The sequence below is a fragment of the Streptomyces sp. HUAS YS2 genome, assembly GCF_033343995.1.
GTDB classification, from domain to species: domain Bacteria; phylum Actinomycetota; class Actinomycetes; order Streptomycetales; family Streptomycetaceae; genus Streptomyces; species Streptomyces solicathayae.
This window is the reverse complement of record NZ_CP137573.1, coordinates 69,628-93,686: the sequence shown is the minus strand read 5'-3', so window position 1 is coordinate 93,686 and position 24,059 is coordinate 69,628. Positions and strand designations below refer to the sequence as shown.

Below are 24,059 nucleotides of genomic sequence, written 5' to 3'. Positions count from 1 at the left end.
GCGCATCACGAGGCTGACTACGGCATCAGAGGATCGCCCCAACTGTCCCTGATTCCGAATGCGTTCCCCGAGTCCACCCATGTGCCGCTCCCGAGGGCATGTGCTGATTCTGGAGAGTTGATGAATTCCCCCAGCGCGACTGGCGCACCGTACGACGCGCACCCCCACGCCGGCGGCTCCTCCCGCACCCCCGGCGGCCCGCTCGACCGCTACTTCCGTATCACCGAGCGCGGATCGACGTACGCGCGCGAGATACGCGGTGGAATCGCCACGTTCTTCACCATGGCGTACATCCTCGTCCTCAACCCGATCATCCTGAGCGCGGCCGAGGACAAGACCGGAGCCCAGCTCGACCCGGCGCAGCTGGTCACCGCCACCGCGCTCGTGGCCGCTGTGATGACCGTCATCATGGGCGTCGGCGGCAACCTCCCGCTCGCCCTCGCCGCGGGTCTCGGCCTCAACGCCGTCGTCGCCTTCCAGCTCGCCCCGCTGATGACGTGGGACGACGCGATGGGCTTGATCGTGCTCGAAGGACTCATCATCTGCGTCCTCGTACTCACCGGTCTGCGCGAGGCCGTCATGCACGCCATCCCGCAGCCGCTCAAGCAGGCCATCAGTGTCGGTATCGGCCTGTTCATCGCGTTCATCGGATTCGTCGACGCCGGATTCGTCACCCGAGTCCCGGACGCGGCCAAGACCACCGTGCCGGTGCAGCTCGGCACCGGAAGCCTCACCGGCTGGCCGATGCTCGTCTTCGCCCTCGGAGTCGTGCTGACCATCGTGCTGCTCGCACGCAAGGTCAAGGGCGCGATTCTGATCAGCATCGTCGCGATGACCGTCCTCGCCGTCATCCTCGACAAGGCCGCCGACATCAAGACCTGGGGCCTGACCACCCCCTCGCTCCCGGACTCCGTGGTGGCCTCTCCCGACTTCGGGCTGCTGGGCAACTTCGACGTCTTCGGTGCGTTCGGGCAGGTCAGCGTCGTCACCGTGCTGCTGCTCGTCTTCACCCTCATCCTGTCGGACTTCTTCGACACCATGGGCACGGTCGTCGGCGTGACGGCCGAGGCCGGGCTCCTCGACGAACGCGGCCAGGTCCCGAACCTCGGCAGGGTGCTCCTCATCGACGGTGCGGCAGCCGTGGCCGGCGGCGCCGCGTCGGCGTCCTCGGCGACGACCTACATCGAGTCGGCGGCAGGCGTCGGCGAAGGCGCTCGCACCGGTTTCGCCAACCTGTTCACCGGCGGCCTGTTCGCGCTCGCGCTCTTCCTCACGCCGGTCCTCACGATCGTGCCGCTACAGGCAGCCGCCCCCGCTCTCGTGGCTGTGGGCTTCCTGATGATGACGCAGGTCAAGCACATCGACTGGGACCGCTACGACATCGCCATCCCGGCGTTCCTGACCATCGCCGTCATGCCGTTCACGTACTCCATCACCAACGGCATCGGCGCCGGCTTCCTCGCCTACGTCGTCATCAAGACCGCGCTCGGCAAGGCGCGCGAGGTGCACTGGCTGCTGTGGGGGGCCTCCGCACTCTTCCTCGTCTACTTCGCCATCGACCCGATCGAGCAGTTGCTCGGCGTCAAGTAGCGTCAAAATCAGTTGAGTTGACGACGGCGGGGCCCGGTTCGGTAGCCGGCCCCGTCGTCGTCCTCATTTCTGGCTTCGCCGCTTCCTGCGATGCGGACCCGGCTCGGCCTGAGGCGTCGGGTGGGGACGCGACCGGCCGGCCGTCGGCCCGACCGAGCTCGGTCAGAACTCCGGCACCTCGCGGTCGAGCGGATACTGTGCACGTTGCATCATCCCCGCCTTAAAGGGCGGGGATTCCCGCGTGGTTGCCAGCGGTGACCGGCTGGTCCTACGGGTCGGTTCCCCCGTTCAACGGGCTGTGTCTGGCATGGGATTTCCACTCCACGGCTCATCGGCCCGGTACGTTGACGATGACGACACCGACCCGGCCTGTCCTCAACGCGAAGGCCGTAGGGCTCGTGGGTTCAGTCCGCGTCGCGGGGGTCGAAGGACGTGGTGTCGATCGTCAGCGGGTCGGGAAAGGCTCCGGCCACGGCGTCCCAGCGGACGAACTTGAAGTTGGTGCCGGCCCGGTCGCCGTCGGTGGGGGTGGCTTCGCCGTCGTGGGTGATCAGCAGGCCCTTGGGGAAGCTCCGGCCGAGGGGCACGTTGACCACGGTGGAGCCGTCGGAGTGCTGCACGCCGTCGACGTTGCCGTCGCCGACGCGGAAGGAACCGATGTACTCGTTGTCGCCGTCGCGCTCGTAGACGGCAAAGGCGTTGTCGCCCTGGCTGGAGGCGAGGACGTACCCCGCGCCGTCCTCGGCGTGGTAGACGGTGATGCCCTCCGCGTCGGCGCTCAGGTGCTCACCGCCGAAGCCAGGGTCGTGAGCGGTGTCGAGGACGCACTCTTCCTCCGTCGCGTCGTACGTCCACGGCGTGCCGTACTCCCGGACGCGGTCGACCAGCTTCGGGTCCTCGAACTCCTCGTCGTCCAGGTCGATCCGCCACAGGCCCACACGTTCCTGGGCGGCGTACAGGACGTGCTCCTCCAGGTCGACGGCCATGCCCTCGACCTGGGGGTTCTCGCCAGGGTCCGCGCACGGGGTCCACGCCTTGCCGTTGGGCAGAGTGAACGTGGCGGGCAGATCGAGGGTGTCGTCGGTCCGGTAGCCGACGCGTCCGCCGCGGTCCTCCAGTTGCAGGAGGCGCAGGCGGGTCTCCTCGCGCTGCGACACCACCACGTAGGCGTCGTCGTCATCGCTGAAGGCGGCGAGGCCGTAGGAGGTGCGTTGGTCGTTCACTTCGGTCTCGTCGGCGGCGAACACCGGTGGGGCGTCGAAGGACGTCACGTCCTTCAGCGGCGGCCTGCCGGCCGCGACGGCGGCCGGGTCGATGGCGTACGCGCGGACGCGGTCACGGCCCCGGTCGCTGACGAGGGCCAGGTCCGTCTTCCGGCCGCCCAGCTCGAACCCGTAGACGATGTCGACGTTGTTGAAGCGGCCGGGCTTGGCGTCCTCGCCGGGGGCCGCTGGCGCCGCAATGTGCTGCAGGCGCCGCCCGTCGAGTCCGTACACGTCGAGACCGGCCTCCTTCAGCGTGCCGACGACGATGCTGCGGCCGGGGTTCTTGGGGTCGACCCACACGGCTGGGTCGTCGGCGTCGGCGTTGCCGCCCGCCTCGTCGTCGAAGACCGCGGGAGTCTCCACGGCGGCTGTGACGGGGACTGGGGCCACGGGGCTGGTGGTCAGGGTGAACGCGGTGGCGAGCGCGGTCAGGGTTCCGAGAGCGAAAGCAGTCATGTTACCCCTTAGTAGCGATGTGAACGTCGTGAACGCTATGGGGACTTGCCGAAGTCATCGGAACGCGGTCGTTAACGGCGGGTGATCTTTGGGGCGGGCGGCGAAAGTCTCTGAGGGGGCCCTGGTTGGCTCGCTGCGAGCGGCAGCCGTGGCTCAGGTATGGCGCCGCCGCGTCCTTCCCGTCCGCCTCCACGAACGTGAGGAACCCCGGCTCAGCTCTGGTTGCGACGTCGTGCCTGGGACCGGATCACCACCAGTCCAGACGCCCTCAACGCGACCTGGACGAGTGCGGGAGCGCCGAAGGTCAGGAATCGACCAAGGGAGTCGGCTGGTGCGTCCTCGAGCCCATAACCACGAGCAACGACGCCGGACGTGACCCGCTACACCGGGCTGCTGCCTCGACGCGCGAGCCGACCATCCGCACTTCCGTGAATGCGTCCGGCTGCCTGGGATGACGGATCGTTCCTCCAGGGCAGCTCCTGGTGGTGGGGGCTACTGCGCGATCGATCGAAGAGCCGGCGCGGACCGTGCCGTCTTCGACCTGGTGATGCTGGACTCGGACATCGCAGGTTGTGTTTTCACGTGGATCAAGAACGGCGGCGACCTCGAAGCGTGAGATCGAAGCATTCGGCCCTGCCGTGCCCGGCGCGGGGTTGCGGCCGTCTTGTCCGGGCCCGCCCGCCGAGACCGCGTTCCGAAGGTGTTCTAGCGTAGAAAGGGACGTGCACCGTGCAGCGGCGATGGCCGGCACCTTCGGTTCGCCCGGCCGGCCGCCCTCTCGCGAGGCGTCCGATCGGCAGGTGAGAGCAATGAGCGACACGCCCGGCCCAGCCGGCGGCGGAATCCACCACCACGACGTGATCGTCGTCGGCGCACGCTGCGCGGGCGCGCCGACCGCGATGCTTCTGGCCCGACTCGGTCACCGGGTCCTTTTGGTCGACCGGGCCACGTTCCCGAGCGACACGATCTCCACGCACCTGATCCATCCGCCGGGCCTGGCCGCGCTGGACCGGTGGGGACTGCTGGAGCGGGTCGTGGCGACAGGATGTCCGCCCATCGACACCTACTCGTACGACCTCGGACCGTTCGCCATCGTCGGGTCCCCGGCCGGAGACGGCTTCGCCGCCTCGTACGCGCCGCGCCGCACGGTCCTCGACAAGATCCTCGTCGACGCCGCCGCGGAAGCCGGTGCCGAGGTGCGCGAGGGTTTCACCGTCGAGGAGATCCTGTTCGAGGGCCCCACGGTGACCGGGATCAAGGGCCACAGCAAGGACGGCAGCACTTCCGTCGACCACGCCCGAATCACCGTGGGCGCGGACGGACTCCACTCGTCCGTCGCCAAGGCGACCGGTGCCGCCGGCTACACGGAAAAGCCGAAGATCAACGCCTACTACTACACGTACTGGTCCGGGCTGCCCCTGCACGGAAGGTTCGAGGCCTACGACCGCGGTGACTGCGCCTTCGCCGCGTGGCCCACCAATGAGGACCAGGCGATGGTCATCACCGGCTGGCCCATGCGTGACTTCGAAGCCAAGCGCGGCGACGTGGAAGGCAACTACCACGCCACGCTGGCCCGTGCGCCGGCCTTCGCCGAGCGGATCGCGCGGGCCACGCGGACCGAACGGTTCGTCGGGACGGCCGTCCCCAACTACTTCCGCCAACCCTATGGCCCCGGCTGGGCCCTGGTCGGCGACGCCGGATACCTGAAGGACCCGATCACCGCCCAGGGCATCCAGGACGCCTTCCGCGACGCGGAGCGGTGCGCCCACGCACTCGACGACGTGCTCACCGGCCGCCGGCCCTTCGACGAAGCGATGCGGGCGACCCAGGAGGCGAGGGACGCGCAGGTCACGAGCATGTACGAGTTCACAGCCGAGTTCGCGACGATGGAACCACCACCCCCTGAGATGGAGCAGCTGCTCCTCGCCACGTCCCAGAGCCCCTCGGCCTCGGACGAGTTCGTCAGAGTCACAGCGGGAATGACCCCACCGGAGGAGTTCTTCGGCCACATGCAGGAACGCATGAGCCACCAGACACGTGATGCGGCCTGAGCCAGGTCATCGCCACACGGCGTGATCGCTGGTCCTGCCGGTCCTGCTTCTGATGGCTCGCGCTCCACCGACCCCTCACGCATCGCCCATGCATGGAGAGTCGCGGTGTCCCACCTTGTGTGATTGGGGGACGGGAAAAGGGCGCGGGCAAGGTCCGGTCTCTTGTGGGCGATGGAGCCCGTCACCAAGATCTTGCGGTTCTCGGTTCCGGTGACTTGAGCGCTCGCCCGCAAGGGGTCTCCAGGGGCACTGACCTGCGGTGGCGCATCCGGAGTGAGATGGTCATTCCCGGGTTATGCGCCGCAGCGCATGCGGGAGGCCGGGGCATCGCCCCAGCGCGCCGGGAGGCGTGGCACGTGGTCCATCCACGCCATGTCGGCCGTTGCGACGAGCGACCCGCCGGCCACGGTTGCGGGGGTCACACCGGTGAACGCCAGGACGTCCCGGTGCAGATGTGACTGGTCGGCGTAGCCGCAGTCGGCCGCGACGCTGGCCACCTCCTGGCCTCCGGCCAGGCGGGTGGCGGCACGGTCGAAGCGGACGAGCTTCACAGCGCGCTTGGGCGGCATGCCGAGCTGCGCATGGAAGCGGGACCACAGGCGTTTCCGGCTCCAGCCCAGCTCGTCGGCCAGCCCCTCGACCCGCACCTGGCCCTGTCTGGCGATGATGCGGTCCCAGGCCCAGGCCAGCTCCGGCTCGATGGCGGGCCCCGCGGAGGACAGCCGGGCGAGGATCGCTTCGACGAGCGCGAAGCGTTCCTCCCACGAGGCGGCCTCGGCCAGCTGCTCGCGCAGCCGGGCTGCCCGCCGCTCTCCCCACAGGTCGTCCAGGGTCACCACGGAGCTCTCCAGCTCAGCAGGGCCCACGCTCAACACGGCGTGCGCGATGGCGGGGGACAGGCGCACCTGCATCCACTCGACGTTCGCGGCCCGTACCCGTGCCGCACCGCCTGCGCCGAACCCGAGCCCGGTGACAAGGCTGCCGCGGTGCTGCCGCCCCGTCGACTCGTCGATGCCCGGCGCCGCATCGCCGCATGGCAGCGCCAGCGTCAGCACGGGGTGCGGGTCGAGCCGGTGGTCGACCGGAGCCGGGCCGCGGTCGCGGAGCCCCGCCAGGACGACGCCGGGTACGCGGCTGGGCCGGACAGGGCGCGTGACCTGCCACGCGGGGGCAGAGACGCGCTGGCGCACGGCAGTTGACATGCGTCCATGCTACGGGCCTGCCCGACGCAGCGCCCGGACGGAACATTTGTCCAATCCAGCGGGTCGTGGGCGCGGTGAAGGTGAGCGCATGACTTCCACCGGAATCACCGCGCCGCCACCACCGAGCGTGGCTCGTCTGTTGCGCCCGTACGCGGGCAGCTTCGCCGCCGTCGTCGTCCTGCAGGTCATCGGCGCTGTCGCCGGCCTGGCGCCGCTGCTCGCGGTCGTCGAGCTCGGCCGTACGCTGCTGGCGTCGGGGCCGGCCGACGACGGGCACGTGCGCGACGTCGTGATCGCGGGCGCGGCAGGCCTGCTCGTACGGCTGCTGTTCACGGCCGCTTCGTCCGGCGTCGGGCACCTCCTCGACACCCGGGTGCAGCTGTCGCTGCGCCGGCAACTCGCCGCGCGGCTCGGGCGGGTACCGATCGGCTGGCTGGCGCGGCGGCGCAACGGGGAGCTGGCGAAGCTGGTCGGTGAGGACGTCAGCGCCGTGCACCCGTTCATCGCGCACACGCCGGGCGAGCTGGTCTCCGCCTTCGTGGTGCCGCTGGTCTCGCTCGGCTACCTCTTCACCGTGGACTGGCGGCTGACGCTGATCACGCTGATCCCCGTGTTGCTGGCGGTCGCGTTGGTGCCGCTGATGATGACCCCTGCGCGGCTGCGCGAGCAGAAGGAGTTCGACGCCGCGATGGGGCGGATCTCGGCGTCGGTGGTCGAGTTCGTGCACGGCATCGCGGTGGTGAAGGCGTTCGGCGGGTCGGAGCGGGCGCACGGCAGGTTCCGTACCGCGGTGGACGACTTCACCCGGAGCTTCTACCGGATGGTGCGCGGTCTTTCCGGGGTCGCCGCCGGGATGCAGGTGGCACTGTCGCCGCCGTTCGTGCTGCTGGCGGTGCTGGTCGGCGGCGCGTACCGGATCACCGGGGGCGGGCTGGCCCCGGCGGACCTGCTGCCCTTCATCCTTCTCGGCCTCGGCCTGACCGCGCCCGTGGCCGCGCTCGGGCACGGTTTCGACGACCTGCAGGCCGCGCGGCGCGCCGTCGGCCGCATCCGGGACGTACTCGCCGAGCCGTCGCTGCCCGAGCCCGTACGGCCGGTGGCGCCCCAGGGACACCGGGTGGAGCTGCGGGACGTCCGCTTCGGGTACGAGGGTGCCGCGGGGCGCGAGGACGCCGCGGCTGGGCGCGAGGTGCTGCGCGGTATCGACCTGGTGCTGGAGCCGGGGACGACCACGGCCGTGGTCGGGCCGTCCGGCAGCGGCAAGTCCACGCTGGTGCAGCTGCTGCCGCGGTTCTACGACCCGTCGCACGGCTCCGTGCTCCTCGGCGGCGTCGACCTGCGTGAAGTGGGCAGCCAGGAGCTGTACCGGCGGGTGTCCTTCGTCTTCCAGGACGTCCGGCTGCTGCGCGCCTCGGTCGCGGACAACATCGCCCTCGCGGTCCCGCAAGCCGACCGCGACGCCGTTGTCCGTGCCGCCCGCCTGGCGAGCATCCACGACCGGATTGTCGAACTGCCCCGCGGCTACGACTCGGTGATCGGCGAGGACGCCCGCCTCTCCGGCGGCGAGGCGCAGCGCGTCTCGATCGCCCGTGCCCTGCTCGCGGACGCTCCCGTCCTGGTACTCGACGAAGCCACCGCCTTCGCCGACCCGCAGACCGAGCAGGCAGTGCGCGAGGCGCTGGCGCAGACCCGGGAGAAGCGGACGACGCTGGTCATCGCCCACCGCTTGGAGACGATCGCCGACGCCGACACCGTCGTGATGCTGCGCGACGGCGCGATCGTGGAGCGGGGCACGACCGCGGAACTCCTCGCGCGAAACGGCGCGTTCGCCGAGTTCTGGAAGATCCACGCCGGTGTGACGGAAGGGGAAGAGGCCCGATGATCAGCACACTGCTGCGTGTGCTCGGCCAGGAGTACGCCGGGCCGGTGCGCCGCACGGTCGCCCTGATGACGGCGACCGCCCTCGTCGAGGGACTGTCGTACGCCCTGCTGGTGCCGGTGCTGCGCGCGCTGTTCGGCAGCACACCCGAGGACGCCCGGCCCTGGCTGGCCACCTTCGGCGCGGCGGTCGCGGTCTATGCGGTGCTGCGGTACGTCAGCGACCGCTCCGGATTCCGCGTGGGCACGACGATGCTGCACGGCATGTACGAGCGCCTCGGCGAGCACCTCGCCCGGTTGCCCGTCGGCTGGTATCAACCCGGCCGCACCGGCGAGGTGTCCGTCCTCGCCAGCCAGGGCGTGCTGCAGGCGATGGGCGTGATCGCGCACCTGCTGGCGCCGTTCATCTCCGCCTGCGTGACGCCGCTGACGATCGTCGCCGTGATGCTCGCCTTCAACTGGCAGATGGGGCTTGCCGCCCTGGCCGCCGTGCCGTTGGTGGCCGCGGTTCAGCTGCGCGCGGCCCGCGCGACGACGGCGACCGACACGGAGCGCGTGGAACGCGAGCGGGCGGCCACCGGCCGCGTCATCGAGTACCTCCAGGCCCAGCCGGTGCTGCGCGCCGGCGGCCGCACCGGTGAGCGATTCGGTTTGCTGGACGACTCCCTGAAGGAACTGCGCCGCGCCTCGCATCGCTCCACCATTTCGGCGCTGCCAGGTGTGCTGGGTCTCGCGGTCACCGTGCAGGCGGTGTTCACCGCGCTGCTCGCACTCGGTGCGTACCTCGCCCTCGGCGGGCACGCCGGCGCGGCCGAGGTGCTTGCGGTCCTCGTACTCGCCGCCCGCTGCGCCGACCCGCTGCTGTCCCTCGCCGAGATGAGTGGTGGCATCCGCGCCGCCCGCGCCGAACTCACCCGCCTCGAAGACGTCCTCGCCACCAAGCCGCTGCCGGAGCCTCGCGAGCCGCGCGAACCGGCCGGTCACGACGTCGTGTTCGACGCGGTCACCTTCCGGCACGGAGAACGCGCGGTCGCCGACGGGGTGACGCTGTCCGTACCCGAGGGCCGGCGGCTCGCCGTCGTCGGGCCGTCGGGCGCGGGCAAGACGACGCTGCTGCAGCTGCTCGCCCGCTTCTACGACGTCGAGGCGGGCGTGGTGCGGATCGGTGGCGTGGACGTACGGGAGATGGACACCGCGGCGCTGATGGCGCGGATCGCCATCGTCTTCCAGGACGTCTACCTCTTCGACGGCACGATCGAGGAGAACGTGCGCCTCGGCCGCCCGGACGCCACCGACGCCGAGGTACGGGCCGCGGCCTCCGCGGCCCGTCTCGACGAGGTGATCGAGCGGTTGCCCGGCGGCTGGTCGGCGCACGTGGGCGAGGGCGGGGCGCTGCTGTCGGGCGGCGAGCGGCAGCGCGTCTCCATCGCCCGCGCGCTGCTGAAGGACGCGCCGATCGTGCTGCTCGACGAGGTCACTTCGGCCCTGGACCCGGTCAACGAGGCGGCCGTGCACGCCGGCATCGAGGAGCTGATGGCGGGCCGGACCGTGGTGATGGTGGCGCACCGCATGGGCACCGTGCGCCGGGCCGACCACGTCGCCTTCCTCGACGCCGGGCGGGTGGTCGAACAGGGCAGCCACGACGAGTTGCTGCGACGCGGCGGCCGGTACGCCGCGTACTGGGACTTGTCCCTGGCTGGGGCGGCGCAGCACTGAGACGGCCGTGCACGGTGCGGCCCCGGCCGCGAGGACCTCGGTGGAGAATACGACGGAACGGCCGACGAGGAAGTCCTCGGGAGCCTTCAGCGGAGATCGGGCCACGGAAACCACCGGGCAGCGGAGCATGTCGTCGTCGGCGTAGCTGCGGAGGACGACCTGGCGGCCGGGCGGCACGTTCTTCGAGCCGGCGCAGGGCCCACGAGATCTCCGATCCGGGTCCCGCGTGAGGGGCCGAGGGCGGCCCACCTGATACACGTGGTGGGCCGTTCTCGTGTCCCCTCGCCGGGGTTCGTGTTGCTGAACCCCCTGGCGGAGTCCCACTGTGAGAACGAGGGACCGCTCCACCTCGTCAACGTCGCCGGACGGTTCGACGAGCGAGGAGAAGCCTCCTGCCGGACCGGCTTCATGGCCTTGTCCACGGAGCAATGCCGGGCCCAGGTGGCTGGGGAACGTGGCGATCGTGAGGTCCGCTTCATGGAGCCTTCTCGGCCGTGGCACAGCCGGCCGTACCGCGAGCACGCAGGTCCTGGAGACAGTCTGCTAACCGACGAGCAGCAGGTCGTGCGACTGGGCCGAGCACTTCCGATGGCGAGTCAGCAGGGCGCGGGTTGCGAACGGGCGCCGCCCATCACACGGCTGGCGGTGCCAGGCCGAACCCTTCACGGAACCGGAACCCCAAGGCGTGAACGAGCGCGAAGACCAAGTCTTCTGCCAGCGGAGCACACTCAGCCACCAGAGCAGTCCTGAGCGCCACCGGGTCCGGCTGAAGGCCGGCCCCTCGAGCCCAGGCCGCAGCTCGTTCTCCTACTTCGGCCGAATTGCCGATCCACTCACCGGGCAGACCGTAATCCCGCGCCATCTCCGGGGACAGAGCACATTGCCATGACTGGCCATCGGGACTCACTGCCTGAACTGTCGCAAAGTCGCTGTCCACCACATGAGCGACCAGGACAGAAGCGCGCGTCTCGCGAATGATCGAAGGATCCGGATCCGTGACAGGGCACGCTTGCAGGATCTGCCACTCGCCATCACGTGCCCACCAGAGCGGCACATAGTCCAAGGCCCGCATCGCCGCCAACTCCGTCAGCGGCCGACTGGCTCGCGCCACGATGAAAGACCCCGAGAACCCCATGACCGAAGACCGTAGCCGCGATCACTGACACCGGCGATCACCCGGCCAGGGCTGCGTGACGAGCCACGAGCGTCGCCGACAACGCCGGCGGCATCCACGTGCTCTCGAGCATCGCCGCCGATCACCCCCGCATCACCAAAGCCTGGGCCGACACCGGCCACCACGCCAAGCCATCGACCACGGCGCCCGCCCGGGCATCGACGTCGAGGTCACCTGCCGCGACCACCCCCCAGAAGCCGGCTCACCCGCGCCGCGCATCGACCCCGAACCGGCGCGGCGCATGACCACTGGGCACGGCATCATCACCAGCTCGCCGACCCCTGCCGAAACACCCTGAATCGCTGCTCCACCAGGTCGACACACTCGTGCAGACCCGGGGTCGGTAGATCGGCACGCTCACGCATCACGGCGATGGCCTGCACACTCCGCCCAGCCGAAACGAGGCTGTCCACCTCCGCCTGCACCTCAATCGAGAGCCGGTCCCACAACGCGTTCCCCATACCAGCATTGAACCCCACGGACCGCACTCAGGAGCCACCGCGATCCGCCGAAACAGCCGCCCCACCAAGCACCCCTAGCGGGACACAACAGCCCCTCAGCTCCGGCAGCCCGCTCACTGACCGCCAGCCGTAGCCGCACGCTTCCATATCGCCTTCGCCAGGTACTTGATCAACAGCCGAGCGAGTCTCAGACCGGAGATGTCGGGCGGCGCGACGAGGACCAAGGCGCCGGCCCGTCGAACCGCGTGGGCTCTCAGCTCCTGGACCTCGAAGAGGGCCGACACGAATGGTCCGCAGTCCGGGTTGACCATGGTTGTCAGGCCACGTGCAGCCGCAAGGGATTCCTCAGCGCGTTCGACTTGCTGCCGAACCAGCTGGTCCAACGCCGATGAATCAGGCGACAGGCCCCGCTTGAGGTCCTCCGGTGCCAGACCGTGACAGTCGAGAGTTTCGAGGCTGATGCCCAGTCGTCCCGAAGCCACGTCCTCGGCCAGGTCGCTGAGGAAGTCGATCCTCTGCATCGCATCGATGAGCTCATGGCAATGGCCCTCGTACGCTGCTGCGTCCTCGGAGCCCTGCCTGAGGAGACATGCAGAGAGCATGAAGGCGGGGAGCGAGTAGGCAGCGACGTACTCCTTGTACTCAGCCTCCGAGCCGAATCCCACCCAGGAGGCTTCAACGGCCGCTCCGCGGAGGAAGCTCTCCACCCGGTCTCGGAGCCCAGGATGGCGCCCGCATGCGCTGACAAGGCAGCGCAATGTCGAGTCCGGCGAATCGCCACTCTGCAACGCCTCTCGCGTTTGCTCCTCCCAGCTGGCGAGACGGCTGATCCCCTCGCCGGGCAGCGCGCGGTCCAGTAGGTCGTCCGAGTCGTGCATGAAGGCAACGACCGCCACGACGTCGGGGAGGAGCGAGGTGGGAAGGAGAAGCCGGGCCGCCATGTACTCGGCGCGGGAGCGTTCGGCGACACGCTTTCGCTGCTCACTGAAGTCGGCCCTCAGCGACGGTGTGTCGACGGCAGCGCGGTCGAGGGTGGAGCTCCAGCTACGCATCGCGCCTGCCGCCAACTCGGAGGGCTCGCAGAAGCACCGCAGGCGAGGTCAGCTGCCGCGGAGGCACCTTCATGTGGACGACGTTCATGAAGAGGTCATTGATCTCGGGATCGGTGACGGAGGCACCGGTGATCTTGTCGCCGGCCCACTTCATCAGGCGGTAGCCGGGCGGATAGGGGCCGAGAACGTGGGGCTGGGCAAGGTCTGCCGTCGTCGACAACTGCCAGGCCGCATCGACGAAAGCAGAGGCGCGCCGGAAGTACGCCGTCGCAGGCTCGTGGAGGTCAGCTCCGGAGCCGAGGTAGCGGTCAAGGCAGTGTGCTTGCAGTGCTGCAAGGGTGAGCCCCTGCCCGTAGACGGGGTTCACCGACGCGAGAGCGTCGCCCAGGACGACGAGCCCGCCCGGGAGATGGGAACAGCCGTGGTAGTTACGACGCTGACTCTCACGGAAGTTGAACGTCTCGACCTTGCCGATCATGGAGCACGCCTGTGCCACGGTGCGGATGGGACCCACGCAGCGCCGCATGCGTGCGAGGAAGTCCTCGACATCATCCGTGGGCCTCTGATCGGCGTAGCCCGCGACAACCACACTCCATCGGCCGCCCTCCACTGCTGCGAGCGCTCCGGGCTCAGTCAGCCCTGGCTGATAGTTGGAGGCGGGGCCCGGGGCCGAGTGGGCGATGACCGTGCTGCCGAGTTCGTCGCCCCGTGTGAACGACGCTGTGGCGTAGCCGAGGTCGACGCGCATGCGGTCCGTCGGCACCCGCCCACGGCCCGCCTCCTCAAGCCACGTTGCAACCCTGCTCGAACGCCCCATCGCGTCGACCACCAGGTCGGCGTCAAGCATCTGCTCGGGGTGCGGAGAGCCGGCTTCGGAGAAACGCGCACCGGAGACGCGTTCGCCGTCGAAGGTCAGACCCCGCGCGTGTCCGTGGACCAGGCGGACGTTACCCAGGGCGAGGACCCGCCTGCGCACCGCCGCTTCCAGGAAGGGGCGGCTGGCTCCGAGCATCTGGATGCCGTCGACGGGAGGTCTGCAGACGCCGTCGACGTAGAACTGAACGTCGCGTCCCTGACCCAGCCGGGCTCCTGCCTCCACGAGTTCCTGGGTGATGCCGGGGAAGCGGCTCTCGATCTGTGTGTGGCCCATGGCCAGCAGAGCGTGCAGTTGAGTCCGGTGAGGGCTGCGTTCCCCGAGACCGTCCTCGCCGATGTCGTCTGGCTCCAGCACGACAACCTCCTCAACGTGCTGGCTGAGTGCCTGTGCTGCGTTGAGGCCGGCGAAGCTGCCGCCCATCACGATGGCGCGTCGCATTGCTCTTGGTTCCCCCGGGTTCAGTTCGATTCGATCGAGCCATTCATTTGCTGTGAAGCTATCGCAAACTTGGCGGCGCTTGTGCCGAGTTCGGCTCCTCCACACGCCCCAGGCCGGGTCTTCGTCGACCTGCTTCGCCCCAGCGGAACCCGACGGTCCGCGAGTGTCGGCGACACAGGCCGTCACTGCACCAGAAACCGACGCCGCCGCCCCAAGCCTCACGCCCCACCACCGACAGTCGTCCTTGCCGTCCAACGCAAGCTGCAGGCCTCACGAATCGAAGAACCACCGGACTCCAACCGTCCGGCGGCGGCCGGGCCGCATCGTGGACCGCATTCGGTGGCGGGTTCACCGCAATGACGACGAGATCCGCGATGCGATTGAGGCCGTCATGCCGTCACGGTCGCCCAAGTCGTGCCAGGCGTGGTGCCTCAGAGGATCGACCACGACGGTGCAGCCGTTGGACTCCCCGTTGCACCCGCAGCAGTCCGAGGTCCCCGACGGGGACGGCCACCACCCGCGACGAACAGCCAGCCGCCGAACATGGCCGAAATCGATCACCCCGCGGCCACGACCTCAATCTCTACCAGCCAGTTGCTGTCAAGGGTCGTGGCAACGATCGCGGTGGTCGGGACGCGCCTGCCACCCAGGGCAGCCGTTCGAGCGGCAGCGTTCGCCTCGGCGTAGGCGGAGTCCCGCAGGTAGCTGGTCAGCCGCACGATATTGTCCACGGTCATGCCGGCCGAAGCGAGGATGGCCCGGATGTTGGACCAGAGGAGGTCGAGTTGCTCCTCCAGATCGGCCCCCGGCTTCCCGGCAGGGTCGAGCCCCATAGTGCCGGCGACGAACAGCAGCCGTCCGGCACCTCGCACTTCCAAAGCATGCACATAGTCGTCGGTGGCTGCGTAGACACCTTCGGTGGGATTGTGAGACACGAACTCCATCGATTCCCTCACTCTCTCGGCAAACGCCACGGTCGCGATCGCTACCCATGCGCAGGACGCAGGGGAAGCACAGCACACCCACCCACCACCGGCCAAGGCGTTTCGATCACTGCGGCCGACATGAGGGTTCAATAGCCGGCTGTGGTCACTCCCTCACACACTCAAGCCTGACCGTCTGTCAGGCGAGGCGCGGTGTATGTGGTGGCTGGACAGGTTGCCACGACAGCAACCACCTCCTGGCACTGCGCGTCGCCTCATCCGCGGGCGACATCACCGCGCAGACGGCCGAGGCAATCCGGAACTACACCTCACAGGTGTCGCAGTTCGACTCCGGCGGGATCGTGTACCCGGTCCGTTCCCGGCGGCCCTGTTCGCCGCCGGCGCGGGTCGGACGGTTCCTCCGGTTACCGGTTGGGGCCTGCTTCGGCTTCTTCGGTATGGCGGCTCCCGCCGGCATGTCAGATGTGGGGGAACCGTGCGTGGGCGGGGGGCCGGTCGGGGCGTGGGAGGGGTGTGGGGGTGGGCAGGGCGGGCCAGTAGTGGTCGGTGAAGAGGCGGGCGACGAGTTCGCCGCGGCTGGAGACGCCTGCCTTGGTGAACACGGATTTGAGGTGGTCGCGGACGGTGTGGGGTGAGATGACCAGGGTGGCGGCGATGTCGGTGGTGGTCATGCCGCGGGCGAGGAGTTGGGTGATCTGCAGTTCGCGTGGTGTGAGGGCGTAGGCGTCGGCGATGAGGACCGCGAGGTCGGCGGGTGTCGCCGGCTCGATGACGAGGGCGACCGGTCCGGGTGTGCCGCCGGGGCCGGTCAGGCTGGAGGCGTGGCAGACCAGCCAGCGGCCTTCGGTGGTTTGGATGCGTACCCGGGCGTTGCCGTGGTCGCGTCCGTCGGCGATGGCGCGGGCCTGGAGGACCACGCCGATCACCCAGATGGGCAGCTGGGCTCCCAGGGGTGAAGGAGACGAGGGTCCTTCGGGCAGTAGTGCCAGGTGATGGCGTGCCTCGTCGTTGATCGATGTGGCCCGGCCGGATTCGTCGAAGAGGATCAGCCCGGGCGCGGGTGCGTCGGTGTGTGGTGTGGACCGGGGCGGGCGCGCCAGGTCGCGTAATCGTCCGGCCAGCGGGCGGGAGAGGCCGGCGAGGAGTGCGATCTCGTCGGGGCGGAACGCGGTGGTGGTGCGGAACAGGCTGACCAGGCCCCATGGCCGGCCGTCGATCCTCAGCACGGCGCGGAGTTCGTCGTACACGCCTTGATCGCGCAGGAGGCGCCGGAAGCGGGTGCTGCGGGCGGGCAGGTCGCCGGTGGCCGCGCGCAGCCCGGCTGCCGGTACGGTCGCCCGGGCCAGCTCGTGGAACGGCAGGACGTTCTCCTCCAGGAGTTCGCTCTCCCAGTACGCGGCGCAGCTCCCCCCGGAGCCGAGGTCCTCCACCAGCATCGGCGCCGTGATCAGGCCGGTCTGCGGGTCGGCCGCCGTCCACACCGCCGAGTGGAACGGCACCGCCCGCCGCAGCTTCGCCGAGGCGCGGTTGAACAAGTCCATTGCGTCATCGGCCCGTTGGGCGGCGGTGAGTATCGGGCGGTGCGGGTCGGTCACGGGTTCCTCCTTCGTGCGTGATCAGCCTGTCCGTTCGTCTGTGTGGCGACAACCCCTCATATGAGGGGCTGTTGCCGTCCGTGATCCCGTGCGCGGGGGATATGCCGCTCCCGCGCAGTCGCCGAAGGTCGTTGCCACACGGCACTACGGACAATGGGGAGCGCATGGACATCGCGATCATCGGGGGCGGTGCGGCGGCGGTCGGTCTGCTCGACGCGCTGGCCGCCACGGGCGGGACGCATGGGGGCGGAACTGGCACGATCACGGTCTTCGAGCCGTCGCCGCGGTTGTGGCGGGGACGGGCGTACGGCCCGGATCTGGACTCGGTGCTGGTGAACGCGCCACCCGTCATCATGTCGATCCGCGACGGCGACTTCGACCACTACGCGGCCTGGTTGGGGGAGCGGGGCGCCGACCACACGGACGAGTTCCTCGGTCGGCCGCTGGTCCCGCGGGCCCTGTACGGCGAGTACCTCGTGCACAGCGCAGAGAAGGCCGTGGCAGCGCTCGGTGAACAGGGCTGGCGGGTACGTGTCGTGACGGCACGCGTGACGGAGGTCGTGCGTTCAGGAGCCGGTCTCGTACTGCGCACGGACGACGTGCATGACGACGCACGCCAGGGCGCCTACGAGCACGCGGCCACCCATGTCGTGCTGTGCGTGGGCGGGGGAGCGCCCCCGGACCTGTACGCCCTGACCGGCTGTTCCGGCTTCACGGCCGACCCGTATCCGCTGGCCGACACGCTCGCAAGCGTTCCGCCCGGAGCCGACGTCGCGGTCATCGGCAGTGGTCTGACCGCTGTGGACGTCGTCGTCTCTCTCGCCGCGCGTGGGCACACCGGGGGGATCGCGCTGCTGTCGCGCAGCGGTGTGCTGCCGCATGTCTGGCAGCGCCCGATCGCCCGGCCCCCGCAGCACGTGACCGTCGATCGCGTGGCGCGGCTGCACCGGGACGGGGGAAACGTCGCTCTGGACGACCTCGTCGGCCTGCTGCGCACGGAACTCGGCGACGCGGGTGAGGACTTCGACGTGTTCGCGACGGAACTGCTTGCCACCGTGACCGACGACCCGGTCGAAAGGCTCCGCCGGCAGCTGGCCGCTGTCGCGGATCCTCGGATCGGCCGGCGTGTGCTGCAGGAGACGATGCACACCGTCGGCCCGTACGCCTGGCGGCTGCTGTCGGAGTCCGACCGTGCGAGGCTGAGGCGTCACCTCCGCACGGCCGTGAGCGTGGCCTCGCCCATGATCCCGCGCAACGCGACCGTCCTGATGCGCCAGCTGGACTCCGGCCGGCTCACTCTCGTTCCGGGCGTGCGCGCGATCGTCCCGGCGAAGGGGAGCTTTCGGATACGGCACGACGGCGGCGAGCGCGGCGCGGACTTCATCGTCAACGCGGTGAACCCGCCACCGCAAGCGGTCCCCGAGGCGGCCCGTTGCCTGCTCCGCTCCCTGACGGCCACCGGCCTGTCCGCTCTCCACCCGGCCGGCGGCCTGACCCCCTTGGACCCGCGCGTGCACGTGGTCGGAGACCTCATCGCCGGCGGCCCGGCGATCACCGCCAGCATCCCCGCCCTGGCGGCCCAGGCCGCCCGCACGGCCCGGGCACTCCTGCGGACGTCGCCTCATCCGGCGAGTCTGCGGTGACGGATGAGGATGCGGGCCGCTGCTGGTGAGGGCGGCGGAGCGGCCGGCTCTGCGGTGGTGGCGGTGGTGCGGTCGTGGAAGCCGGCGAGCCGGGCCACGGCGCCTGATGGTCCGTCTACGAGGCCCTGGGCCGCTGTGAGGACGAGGCCTGCTGTGGTCTCTCGTTCTGGTGTTCTGTCGGCCCACCCCCATTGACGCCAGAACTGGTGGGGGATCGGTGTGGGCTCCGGCCGCATGCTGGTCGGCCCGCAGGATGGTGATGACGAAGCCACCGCGGCCGAAGCCGCGGTCGAGGGTGCCGTCGTCGCGGAAGCGGGCGAGGAGGAAGTCGCTGTCCACACCGAACTAGGTGGCAGCGGTGCTTCCGCCGGCGAGGATGCGGCCGTCCGGCTGAAGCGCGAGCCCGGCCAAGCCTTCGTCGGTGCTGTCGGGGCCGACGTTGGCGAGTGCCTTCCCCGCAACGCCGAATCGGCGGTTGAGCGATCCGTCCGGGCGGTGGCGGGCGAGTGCCAGGTCGAAGCGGCCGTCGGCATCCGCGGAACCGCCCGCGAGGATCCGCTCGTGCCGGTCGACGACGACGCTCTCCGCCAAGTCGAGGCCGACGTTCGCCGCCATGGGCGTGCCGACCACGCCCGGCCGGCGGCCGCCGGAGCCCGAAGGAGGGATCCAGGCTGCCGTCGCGGAAGTAACGGGCGACGACGAAGCTCGTGCCTCCCCAGGCCGCGGGGAGGGTGGCCGAGCCGACGGCCACGACGCGGCCACGGGCGTCGAGGGTGATGTCCCGCAGCTGGTCGCGCCCGCCCTCGATGTCGGTCACCACGGTGCCGGGGCGGGGCCCGGACCGGTTGAACGAGCGGTCGAGGCGCCCGTCGGGCAGGTAGCGCACGAGGGCGAAGTCGCCGCCCTCGGGGCCCTCGCCCGTACCGGCGTACGCGCCTAACACAATGCGCTCGTCGTGCTGGAGACGCATGGCCTGGGCGTCGTCGTGCGGGCTGAGCGCCGTCACGCCCCGCCCCTGGGTGGTCCGGTCGAGGCGGCCGTCGGGCAGGTAACGAGCGACGGCGAAGTCCTCCCCGCCGTCGGCGCCAGATGCTGAAGGCTGCGGCGGTTGCGGTGCCGAGGTAGACGTAGCGGCGTTTGTCGTAGCGGGTGGGGACTGCCCGGTGCTGTTTGAGGAGGTTGGGGCAGTCCGTACCGATGGCGTTCTGGCGCAGGCCGTTGCACGCCGTGATCGAGGCCTTCACCAGCGCCGGTTTCCGGCTTTCCCTCATCAGCGAGCCTCAGCCCGACCCCGCCGCCCGCGAGCTGTTCCCCGACGGCTTCCATGACGTCTCAACCAAACCCAACCTCCTGTTCTTCGTCTGCTCCGGGTGCGTTTGACAGATCCCTGGCAGCGACGCTTACTGAAGGTGACATCAGAGCCAGACAGTGCACGACGTCCCCCCGCGCCCAGGTGAGGGCCCGGGACGCTCGCACGGCTTGCCCGCACGTCAAAGGGCACGACATGAAGTCACGTCTGCGCACACGAGGTTGGTTCGAGACGGTGGCAGCCGCCATCAGCGGTTGCCTGTTCCTCGTCACCCTGGCCTGGCCCGACTGGATCGAGGGCGTGTTCGGGGTAGATCCCGATAAGCACAGCGGGGCCCTTGAGTGGGCGATCGTTGCCGTCGCCCTTTGCGCCACCGTTGTGTTCTCCCTGCTCGCGCGAGGTGAGTGGCGCAGGGCCCAGGTGAGCGGGGCGAAAGGACGGCCATGACTCAGCATGCGGCCATCGAGATCGCCATCAGGGCGCGCCTGCACGAGGCGCGCCGGCTGGCGCGGGCGCGGGCGGACGGGGAGTTCGACCGTGAAGCCTGGTTGGAGGCGCTGCAGCAGGTCGAGGGCCTGGAGCGCGACGCCATGCAGCTGCGCATCGCCGGCTTCGGCGGTGGGGTCGCTGGCAGTGCTCCGCTGGTCGCGGCGCAGTGGCGGCAGGTGGGGCCGGCACCCATGCGGCAGCCCCTGGGCGGCGGTCCCGCCCCGGTGGCGGGTCGTGTGTACGACGTAGCCGTCGACCCGCGCGGCAGCAGCGACAAGACCCTGTACGCCGCCACCCTCGGGGGCATCTGGAAGAGCCTCGACAGCGGCGCCACCTGGGCGCCGAAGACCGATCGCCTGCCGTGGACCCAGATGGGCGCGGTGGAGCTCGACCCCGTCAACCCGGACATCGTGTACGCGGGCGGTACCTTCGCGCCCGGCCCGTCGCTGTTCCGATCGGTCGACGGCGGCGAGACCTGGAGCACGATCGGCGGCGCCGCCATGCTTGGCCAGAGCGTGGTACGCATCGTCCTCCCCGCCCCCGGAGTGGTCCTGGTGGGCACCTTCATCAACGGGGTGTACCGCTCCGTCAACGACGGTGCCAACTTCGGCAACAACGTGGGCGCCTACAACAACAACGCGCCGATCCTGGGTGGCCTGCTGACGGACCTGCACCTCCACACCACGAAGCCGACCACGGTGTACGCGTGCATGCGCGGGCAGGGCATCTTCGAGTCCACGGACTCCGGCGCCACCTTCCCCACCAACCTGTTCGCCAACCCGGGTGCGCCGGCCGCCGGTACCTACCTGACCGTCACCATGGCGCAGTCGACGAAGCCCGCCGACCACACCATGTACGCCACGGCGTCGACCCAGAGCGCCTGGGTGGGGCTGTTCAAATCGACCAACGACGGCCATAACTGGAAGCTCAAGCCCGCCGCGGCGGCCCCCGCCATCGGAGCGCAGTTCGGCTTCGACCAGACCGTCGGCGTCGACCCGCAGGACGCCAGGCGGGTCTACCTGGGCTTCCTGGAGCTGCACCTGTCCACCGACGGTGGCGACAGCTTCGCCCCGGGATCAGTGACCGGGGGCAAGGTGCACGTCGACCATCACGCCATCACCTTCAGCCCGCAGTCCCACTGGGGCGCGGCGCCCACCCGACTGTACGTCGGCACCGACGGCGGCACCGCGGTCAGCGGCGACGGCGGCAGCACCTGGACCAACCTCAACGAGGGCGTCTCCACCATCCTCGTCGGCATGGGCAGTCTCGACATCGGCCGGCACTCGGCGGTCAACAACGGCTACGGCTACGCCGGTTCGCAGGACAACGGCACCGCGCAGCGCGCACCCGGCATGCCCGGCAACGACTGGCGCCACCGACTCGGCGGCGACGGCGGCTGGGTGGCCGTCGACCCCTTCGCCCCGCTCTCCGTCCACGCCACAGTCAACAGCTACTACCAGCACAGCACCGACGGCGGCGCCACGTGGACCAGCGCGGCGGGTATGACGCCCGGTGTCCACGCCATCGCCGTCGATCCCGGCGACGGCAGCCGGGTCTACGCCGCCGGCGGGCCGCACGGTGACTGGGGCCCGCAGTTGCTGCAGAGCACCGACCACGGCGCCAGCTTCACCAGCATTCACACCTTCCCCGAGGGCATCCTCAGCATCGCGCCCGTCTACGGCAGCGGCGGCGCCAGCGTGTGGGTGGGTTTGATGGACGGCTCGATGTGGCGGACCGACAACGCGCTGATGGGCACCGGGTCGACGTGGAATTCGTACTCGACCGGTTTGCCAGGAGGACGCGGCGTCACCAGCATCGCGGTCGATCCCTTCAGCGCGCAGCGCGTGATGGCGGGCTACTGGGGCGCTTCGGGGATCGCGCCGCCCAACCGCAGCCAGCACGTCTACCTGACCACCAACAACGGCTTGACCTGGGTCGACGCCAGCGGAACCGATGGCAGCCCGACCACCAACCTGCCCGACCTGCCCGTCTACAGCGTCGCCATGGACCCGGGCTCCAGCAACGGTCTGTCCGGCATCGCCACGTCCGGAAGCGTGATCGTTGCGGTCGGCCTGTTCGGGACGGTCCTGACGTCGACCGACGGACTCGCCTGGACGGCCCGGGTCTCGGACGCCTACAACACGCTGGCCGACGTGGTCTGGACGGGCTCCCAGTTCGTCGCGGTCGGCCTGGACGGGGCCATCCTCACCTCGCCGGACGGGATCGTCTGGACCACACGCAAGGCGGGACCGTCCTCGGAGGCGCTACAGGGCGTGGCCTGGTCCGGCGCCGTGCTGGTTGTCACCTCGGCGTCGTACGGTACGGTCTACCGCTCGACCGACGGCGTCAGCTGGATCTCGGTCCACGACGCGGCCGCTCAGGCGCTGCTCGCCATCACCTGGGGCAACGGCCAGTTCGTCGCGGTCGGGTATTCCGGCACCGTGGTCACCTCGCCTGACGGCCTCACCTGGACCGCGCACGCGACCCCGACGACGGCCAACCTCGTTTCCGTCGCCTGGTCGGGTACGCAGTACGTGGCCACCGGCACCGGCACCATCCTGACCTCGCCGGACGGCAGCACCTGGACGGCGCGCGTGTCGCCGACCCCTGACCAGATCACTGAGGTGGCGTGGTCCGGCGTGCGCTTCGTCGGCACGGTCAACTCCGGTAAGGTCGTCACCTCGACGGACGGGGTCACCTGGACGCTGCAGCCGACGGGATCGGCCTACCGGCTCAGCGCGATCCTCTGGACGGGCTCGCAGTTCATCGCCGTCGGCGACTTCGGCACCGTGCTCACCTCCGCCGACGGGACGGCGTGGGCCGACCACAGTGTGCCCGTCGTGCCGCCGGCGCTGATCTGCGGCAACGAGACCGGTGTGCTGTTCAGCATCGATGACGGTGCAACCTGGCGCGTGCTCGGCGTAGGGCTGCCCGCGGCGAGTTGCATGTCGCTCGCCCTCGACTGGTCGCGCACGCCGTCGTTGCTGCGCGTCGGCACGAACGGTCGCAGCGTCTTCGAACTGGTCACGTCGGTGGGGCCCCGGGTGGCGGTCGTCTCCAACCTCGCGTTCGGGAAGGTGGCGGTGAACGGCTCGGCCAACCTGGTGGCCAAGGTGTTCAACGCGGGGTCGACGCCACTCGGCGTGACCGGCTTCACGCGAGCATCGGGCAGCCCGGCCTTCGCCCTCACCGCTGGTGGACCCGGCTTCCCGTTCACACTGCAGCCCGGCCAGGAGCAGGACCTCACCGTGCGTTTCCAGCCCACGACGGCCGGGATCGCCACGGCGGTCTTCCGCCTCACCAGCAACGATCCCGGCACCCCCGCGGTGTCGGTCCCGATGAGCGGCACCGGGAAGTAGGCACCCGCCTGGACTTGTCCGGCCGATGATGTTCGGAGCCAGATGCTGAGGGCTGCGGCGGTTGGGGCCTCGAACTGGGATGCGAAGCGGCGTGAGGCGTACGCCAACGACCAAGACGCCGCCGTCTCCTTGGTGGCCGTGACGGCGCGGTCGAACAGGAGCAAGGCGGACCAGGACCCGGCCGAGTGGATGCCGCCGCTCCCCGAAGCGCATTGCCGGTACGTCGGCGAGTGGACCGGCACCAAGCTGCGCTGGGGCCTGTCGGCGGACCAGGCCGAGGTTGACGCGCTGACGGTGTACGCCGAGGCCTGCGAGACCACCGTCGTCCACTACACCCCCGCTCCGTAGCCTGCCCGACCGACCGGGAGATAACGCCATGAAGAAGACCGCTGTACTGCTCGCCGCGTGCGCGGCCCTGACCCTGGCCCTCACCCCGACGGCCCCCACCGCGGCCCTGTGGACGCCGTCCGCAGACAACACCGACGCGACGCATACGCCGCCTTCCTCGAAGCCGCCGTCACCTACCGCGACGGGACGGAACTCAGAAGAGTGCGTGCGCG

General features: G+C 70.0%; 15 protein-coding genes and 6 pseudogenes. 11 read left to right on the top strand and 10 right to left on the bottom strand.

The annotated features are described in order from the left end of the window. Positions 1-120: 120 nt before the first annotated feature. Positions 121-1,590: an NCS2 family permease gene (locus tag R2D22_RS00405; protein ID WP_318100029.1), complete on the top strand. Its 1,470-nt coding sequence runs from the start codon at positions 121-123 to the stop codon at positions 1,588-1,590. A 404-nt stretch (positions 1,591-1,994) separates the two neighbouring features. Here R2D22_RS00405 and R2D22_RS00400 read toward each other — a convergent pair whose 3' ends face one another. After that, on the bottom strand, positions 1,995-3,311 hold the full coding sequence (locus tag R2D22_RS00400; protein WP_318100027.1) for a phytase: 1,317 nt from the start codon (positions 3,309-3,311) through the stop codon (positions 1,995-1,997). A gap of 809 nt (positions 3,312-4,120) precedes the next feature. Here R2D22_RS00400 and R2D22_RS00395 point away from each other — a divergent pair. Then, positions 4,121-5,362 (top strand): NAD(P)/FAD-dependent oxidoreductase, encoded by a 1,242-nt coding sequence (locus R2D22_RS00395; RefSeq protein WP_318100026.1) that lies wholly within the window; start codon positions 4,121-4,123, stop codon positions 5,360-5,362. 293 nt (positions 5,363-5,655) lie between these two features. On the opposite strand, the gene R2D22_RS00390 is transcribed toward R2D22_RS00395, so the two are convergent. Continuing rightward, positions 5,656-6,564, bottom strand: coding sequence for a helix-turn-helix domain-containing protein (locus R2D22_RS00390; protein ID WP_318100025.1), 909 nt, complete (start codon positions 6,562-6,564; stop codon positions 5,656-5,658). Between the two features lie 88 nt (positions 6,565-6,652). Here R2D22_RS00390 and R2D22_RS00385 point away from each other — a divergent pair, with 88 nt between their 5' ends. Both R2D22_RS00385 and R2D22_RS00380 read left to right on the top strand, forming a co-directional pair. Next, positions 6,653-8,446 carry an ABC transporter ATP-binding protein gene (locus tag R2D22_RS00385; RefSeq protein WP_318100023.1) on the top strand — a complete coding sequence of 598 codons (1,794 nt, stop codon included), beginning with the start codon at positions 6,653-6,655 and terminating at the stop codon, positions 8,444-8,446. Beyond that, positions 8,443-10,158 (top strand): ABC transporter ATP-binding protein, encoded by a 1,716-nt coding sequence (locus R2D22_RS00380; protein ID WP_318100021.1) that lies wholly within the window; start codon positions 8,443-8,445, stop codon positions 10,156-10,158. The genes R2D22_RS00385 and R2D22_RS00380 overlap by 4 nt, the downstream gene beginning before the upstream one ends. Before the next feature lie 30 nt (positions 10,159-10,188). Here the strand turns inward: R2D22_RS00380 and R2D22_RS00375 are convergent. Both R2D22_RS00375 and R2D22_RS00370 read right to left on the bottom strand, forming a co-directional pair. Then, positions 10,189-10,308: pseudogene (locus R2D22_RS00375) on the bottom strand (adenosylhomocysteinase); the annotation flags it as partial. A gap of 481 nt (positions 10,309-10,789) precedes the next feature. Next, a complete protein-coding gene (locus R2D22_RS00370; protein ID WP_318100020.1) occupies positions 10,790-11,293 on the bottom strand; it encodes a hypothetical protein in 504 nt (167 codons plus the stop codon). A gap of 62 nt (positions 11,294-11,355) precedes the next feature. Here R2D22_RS00370 and R2D22_RS00365 point away from each other — a divergent pair. Beyond that, positions 11,356-11,549, top strand: a pseudogene (locus tag R2D22_RS00365) (IS5 family transposase); the annotation flags it as partial. A 357-nt stretch (positions 11,550-11,906) separates the two neighbouring features. Here the strand turns inward: R2D22_RS00365 and R2D22_RS00360 are convergent. The 3 genes from R2D22_RS00360 to R2D22_RS00350 form a co-directional block, all read right to left on the bottom strand. Continuing rightward, the gene (locus R2D22_RS00360) at positions 11,907-12,845 is read right to left on the bottom strand and encodes a squalene/phytoene synthase family protein (RefSeq protein WP_318100018.1); all 939 of its coding nucleotides are present in this window, start codon (positions 12,843-12,845) and stop codon (positions 11,907-11,909) included. Next, the gene (locus R2D22_RS00355) at positions 12,838-14,160 is read right to left on the bottom strand and encodes an FAD-dependent oxidoreductase (RefSeq protein ID WP_318100017.1); all 1,323 of its coding nucleotides are present in this window, start codon (positions 14,158-14,160) and stop codon (positions 12,838-12,840) included. Before R2D22_RS00355 ends, R2D22_RS00360 begins: the two co-directional genes overlap by 8 nt. Before the next feature lie 557 nt (positions 14,161-14,717). Continuing rightward, positions 14,718-15,104, bottom strand: coding sequence for a RidA family protein (locus R2D22_RS00350; protein WP_318100016.1), 387 nt, complete (start codon positions 15,102-15,104; stop codon positions 14,718-14,720). Positions 15,105-15,151: 47 nt separating this feature from the next. Between R2D22_RS00350 and R2D22_RS36060 the strand changes: the two are divergent. After that, positions 15,152-15,427, top strand: a pseudogene (locus tag R2D22_RS36060) (DUF6283 family protein); the annotation flags it as partial. 135 nt (positions 15,428-15,562) lie between these two features. On the opposite strand, the gene R2D22_RS00345 reads toward R2D22_RS36060, so the two are convergent. Further along, entirely contained in the window at positions 15,563-16,699 is a 1,137-nt protein-coding gene (locus R2D22_RS00345) for a LuxR C-terminal-related transcriptional regulator (protein ID WP_318100015.1), read from the bottom strand. A gap of 164 nt (positions 16,700-16,863) precedes the next feature. Here R2D22_RS00345 and R2D22_RS00340 point away from each other — a divergent pair, with 164 nt between their 5' ends. Beyond that, positions 16,864-18,342: an FAD/NAD(P)-binding protein gene (locus R2D22_RS00340; RefSeq protein WP_318100012.1), complete on the top strand. Its 1,479-nt coding sequence runs from the start codon at positions 16,864-16,866 to the stop codon at positions 18,340-18,342. A gap of 345 nt (positions 18,343-18,687) precedes the next feature. Here R2D22_RS00340 and R2D22_RS00335 read toward each other — a convergent pair whose 3' ends face one another. Further along, a complete protein-coding gene (locus R2D22_RS00335) occupies positions 18,688-18,957 on the bottom strand; it encodes an NHL repeat-containing protein (RefSeq protein WP_318100009.1) in 270 nt (89 codons plus the stop codon). Between the two features lie 49 nt (positions 18,958-19,006). Next, positions 19,007-19,423 (bottom strand): annotated as a pseudogene (locus R2D22_RS36055) (NHL repeat-containing protein); the annotation flags it as partial. 101 nt (positions 19,424-19,524) lie between these two features. Between R2D22_RS36055 and R2D22_RS00325 the strand changes: the two are divergent. The 4 genes and pseudogenes from R2D22_RS00325 to R2D22_RS00310 form a co-directional block, all read left to right on the top strand. Continuing rightward, positions 19,525-19,722, top strand: a pseudogene (locus R2D22_RS00325) (SAM-dependent methyltransferase); the annotation flags it as partial. Between the two features lie 124 nt (positions 19,723-19,846). Continuing rightward, complete coding sequence (locus tag R2D22_RS00320) at positions 19,847-20,098, top strand: ABC transporter permease (RefSeq protein ID WP_318100008.1); 252 nt, start codon at positions 19,847-19,849, stop codon at positions 20,096-20,098. After that, positions 20,095-23,499: a choice-of-anchor D domain-containing protein gene (locus R2D22_RS00315; RefSeq protein ID WP_318100006.1), complete on the top strand. Its 3,405-nt coding sequence runs from the start codon at positions 20,095-20,097 to the stop codon at positions 23,497-23,499. Before R2D22_RS00320 ends, R2D22_RS00315 begins: the two co-directional genes overlap by 4 nt. A 63-nt stretch (positions 23,500-23,562) precedes the next feature. Next, a pseudogene (locus tag R2D22_RS00310) lies at positions 23,563-23,847 on the top strand (HNH endonuclease); the annotation flags it as partial. Positions 23,848-24,059 lie beyond the last annotated feature (212 nt).

Excerpts from the sequence above, each read along its gene's own strand:
- R2D22_RS00405 (WP_318100029.1), top strand. The coding sequence starts at position 121 with ATGAATTCCCCCAGCGCGACTGGCGCACCGTACGACGCGCACCCCCAC.
- R2D22_RS00400 (WP_318100027.1), bottom strand. The coding sequence starts at position 3,311 with ATGACTGCTTTCGCTCTCGGAACCCTGACCGCGCTCGCCACCGCGTTC.
- R2D22_RS00395 (WP_318100026.1), top strand. The coding sequence starts at position 4,121 with ATGAGCGACACGCCCGGCCCAGCCGGCGGCGGAATCCACCACCACGAC.
- R2D22_RS00390 (WP_318100025.1), bottom strand. The coding sequence starts at position 6,564 with ATGTCAACTGCCGTGCGCCAGCGCGTCTCTGCCCCCGCGTGGCAGGTC.
- R2D22_RS00385 (WP_318100023.1), top strand. The coding sequence starts at position 6,653 with ATGACTTCCACCGGAATCACCGCGCCGCCACCACCGAGCGTGGCTCGT.
- R2D22_RS00380 (WP_318100021.1), top strand. The coding sequence starts at position 8,443 with ATGATCAGCACACTGCTGCGTGTGCTCGGCCAGGAGTACGCCGGGCCG.
- R2D22_RS00370 (WP_318100020.1), bottom strand. The coding sequence starts at position 11,293 with ATGGGGTTCTCGGGGTCTTTCATCGTGGCGCGAGCCAGTCGGCCGCTG.
- R2D22_RS00360 (WP_318100018.1), bottom strand. The coding sequence starts at position 12,845 with ATGCGTAGCTGGAGCTCCACCCTCGACCGCGCTGCCGTCGACACACCG.
- R2D22_RS00355 (WP_318100017.1), bottom strand. The coding sequence starts at position 14,160 with ATGCGACGCGCCATCGTGATGGGCGGCAGCTTCGCCGGCCTCAACGCA.
- R2D22_RS00350 (WP_318100016.1), bottom strand. The coding sequence starts at position 15,104 with ATGGAGTTCGTGTCTCACAATCCCACCGAAGGTGTCTACGCAGCCACC.
- R2D22_RS00340 (WP_318100012.1), top strand. The coding sequence starts at position 16,864 with ATGGACATCGCGATCATCGGGGGCGGTGCGGCGGCGGTCGGTCTGCTC.
- R2D22_RS00335 (WP_318100009.1), bottom strand. The coding sequence starts at position 18,957 with ATGGCGGCGAACGTCGGCCTCGACTTGGCGGAGAGCGTCGTCGTCGAC.
- R2D22_RS00320 (WP_318100008.1), top strand. The coding sequence starts at position 19,847 with ATGAAGTCACGTCTGCGCACACGAGGTTGGTTCGAGACGGTGGCAGCC.
- R2D22_RS00315 (WP_318100006.1), top strand. The coding sequence starts at position 20,095 with ATGACTCAGCATGCGGCCATCGAGATCGCCATCAGGGCGCGCCTGCAC.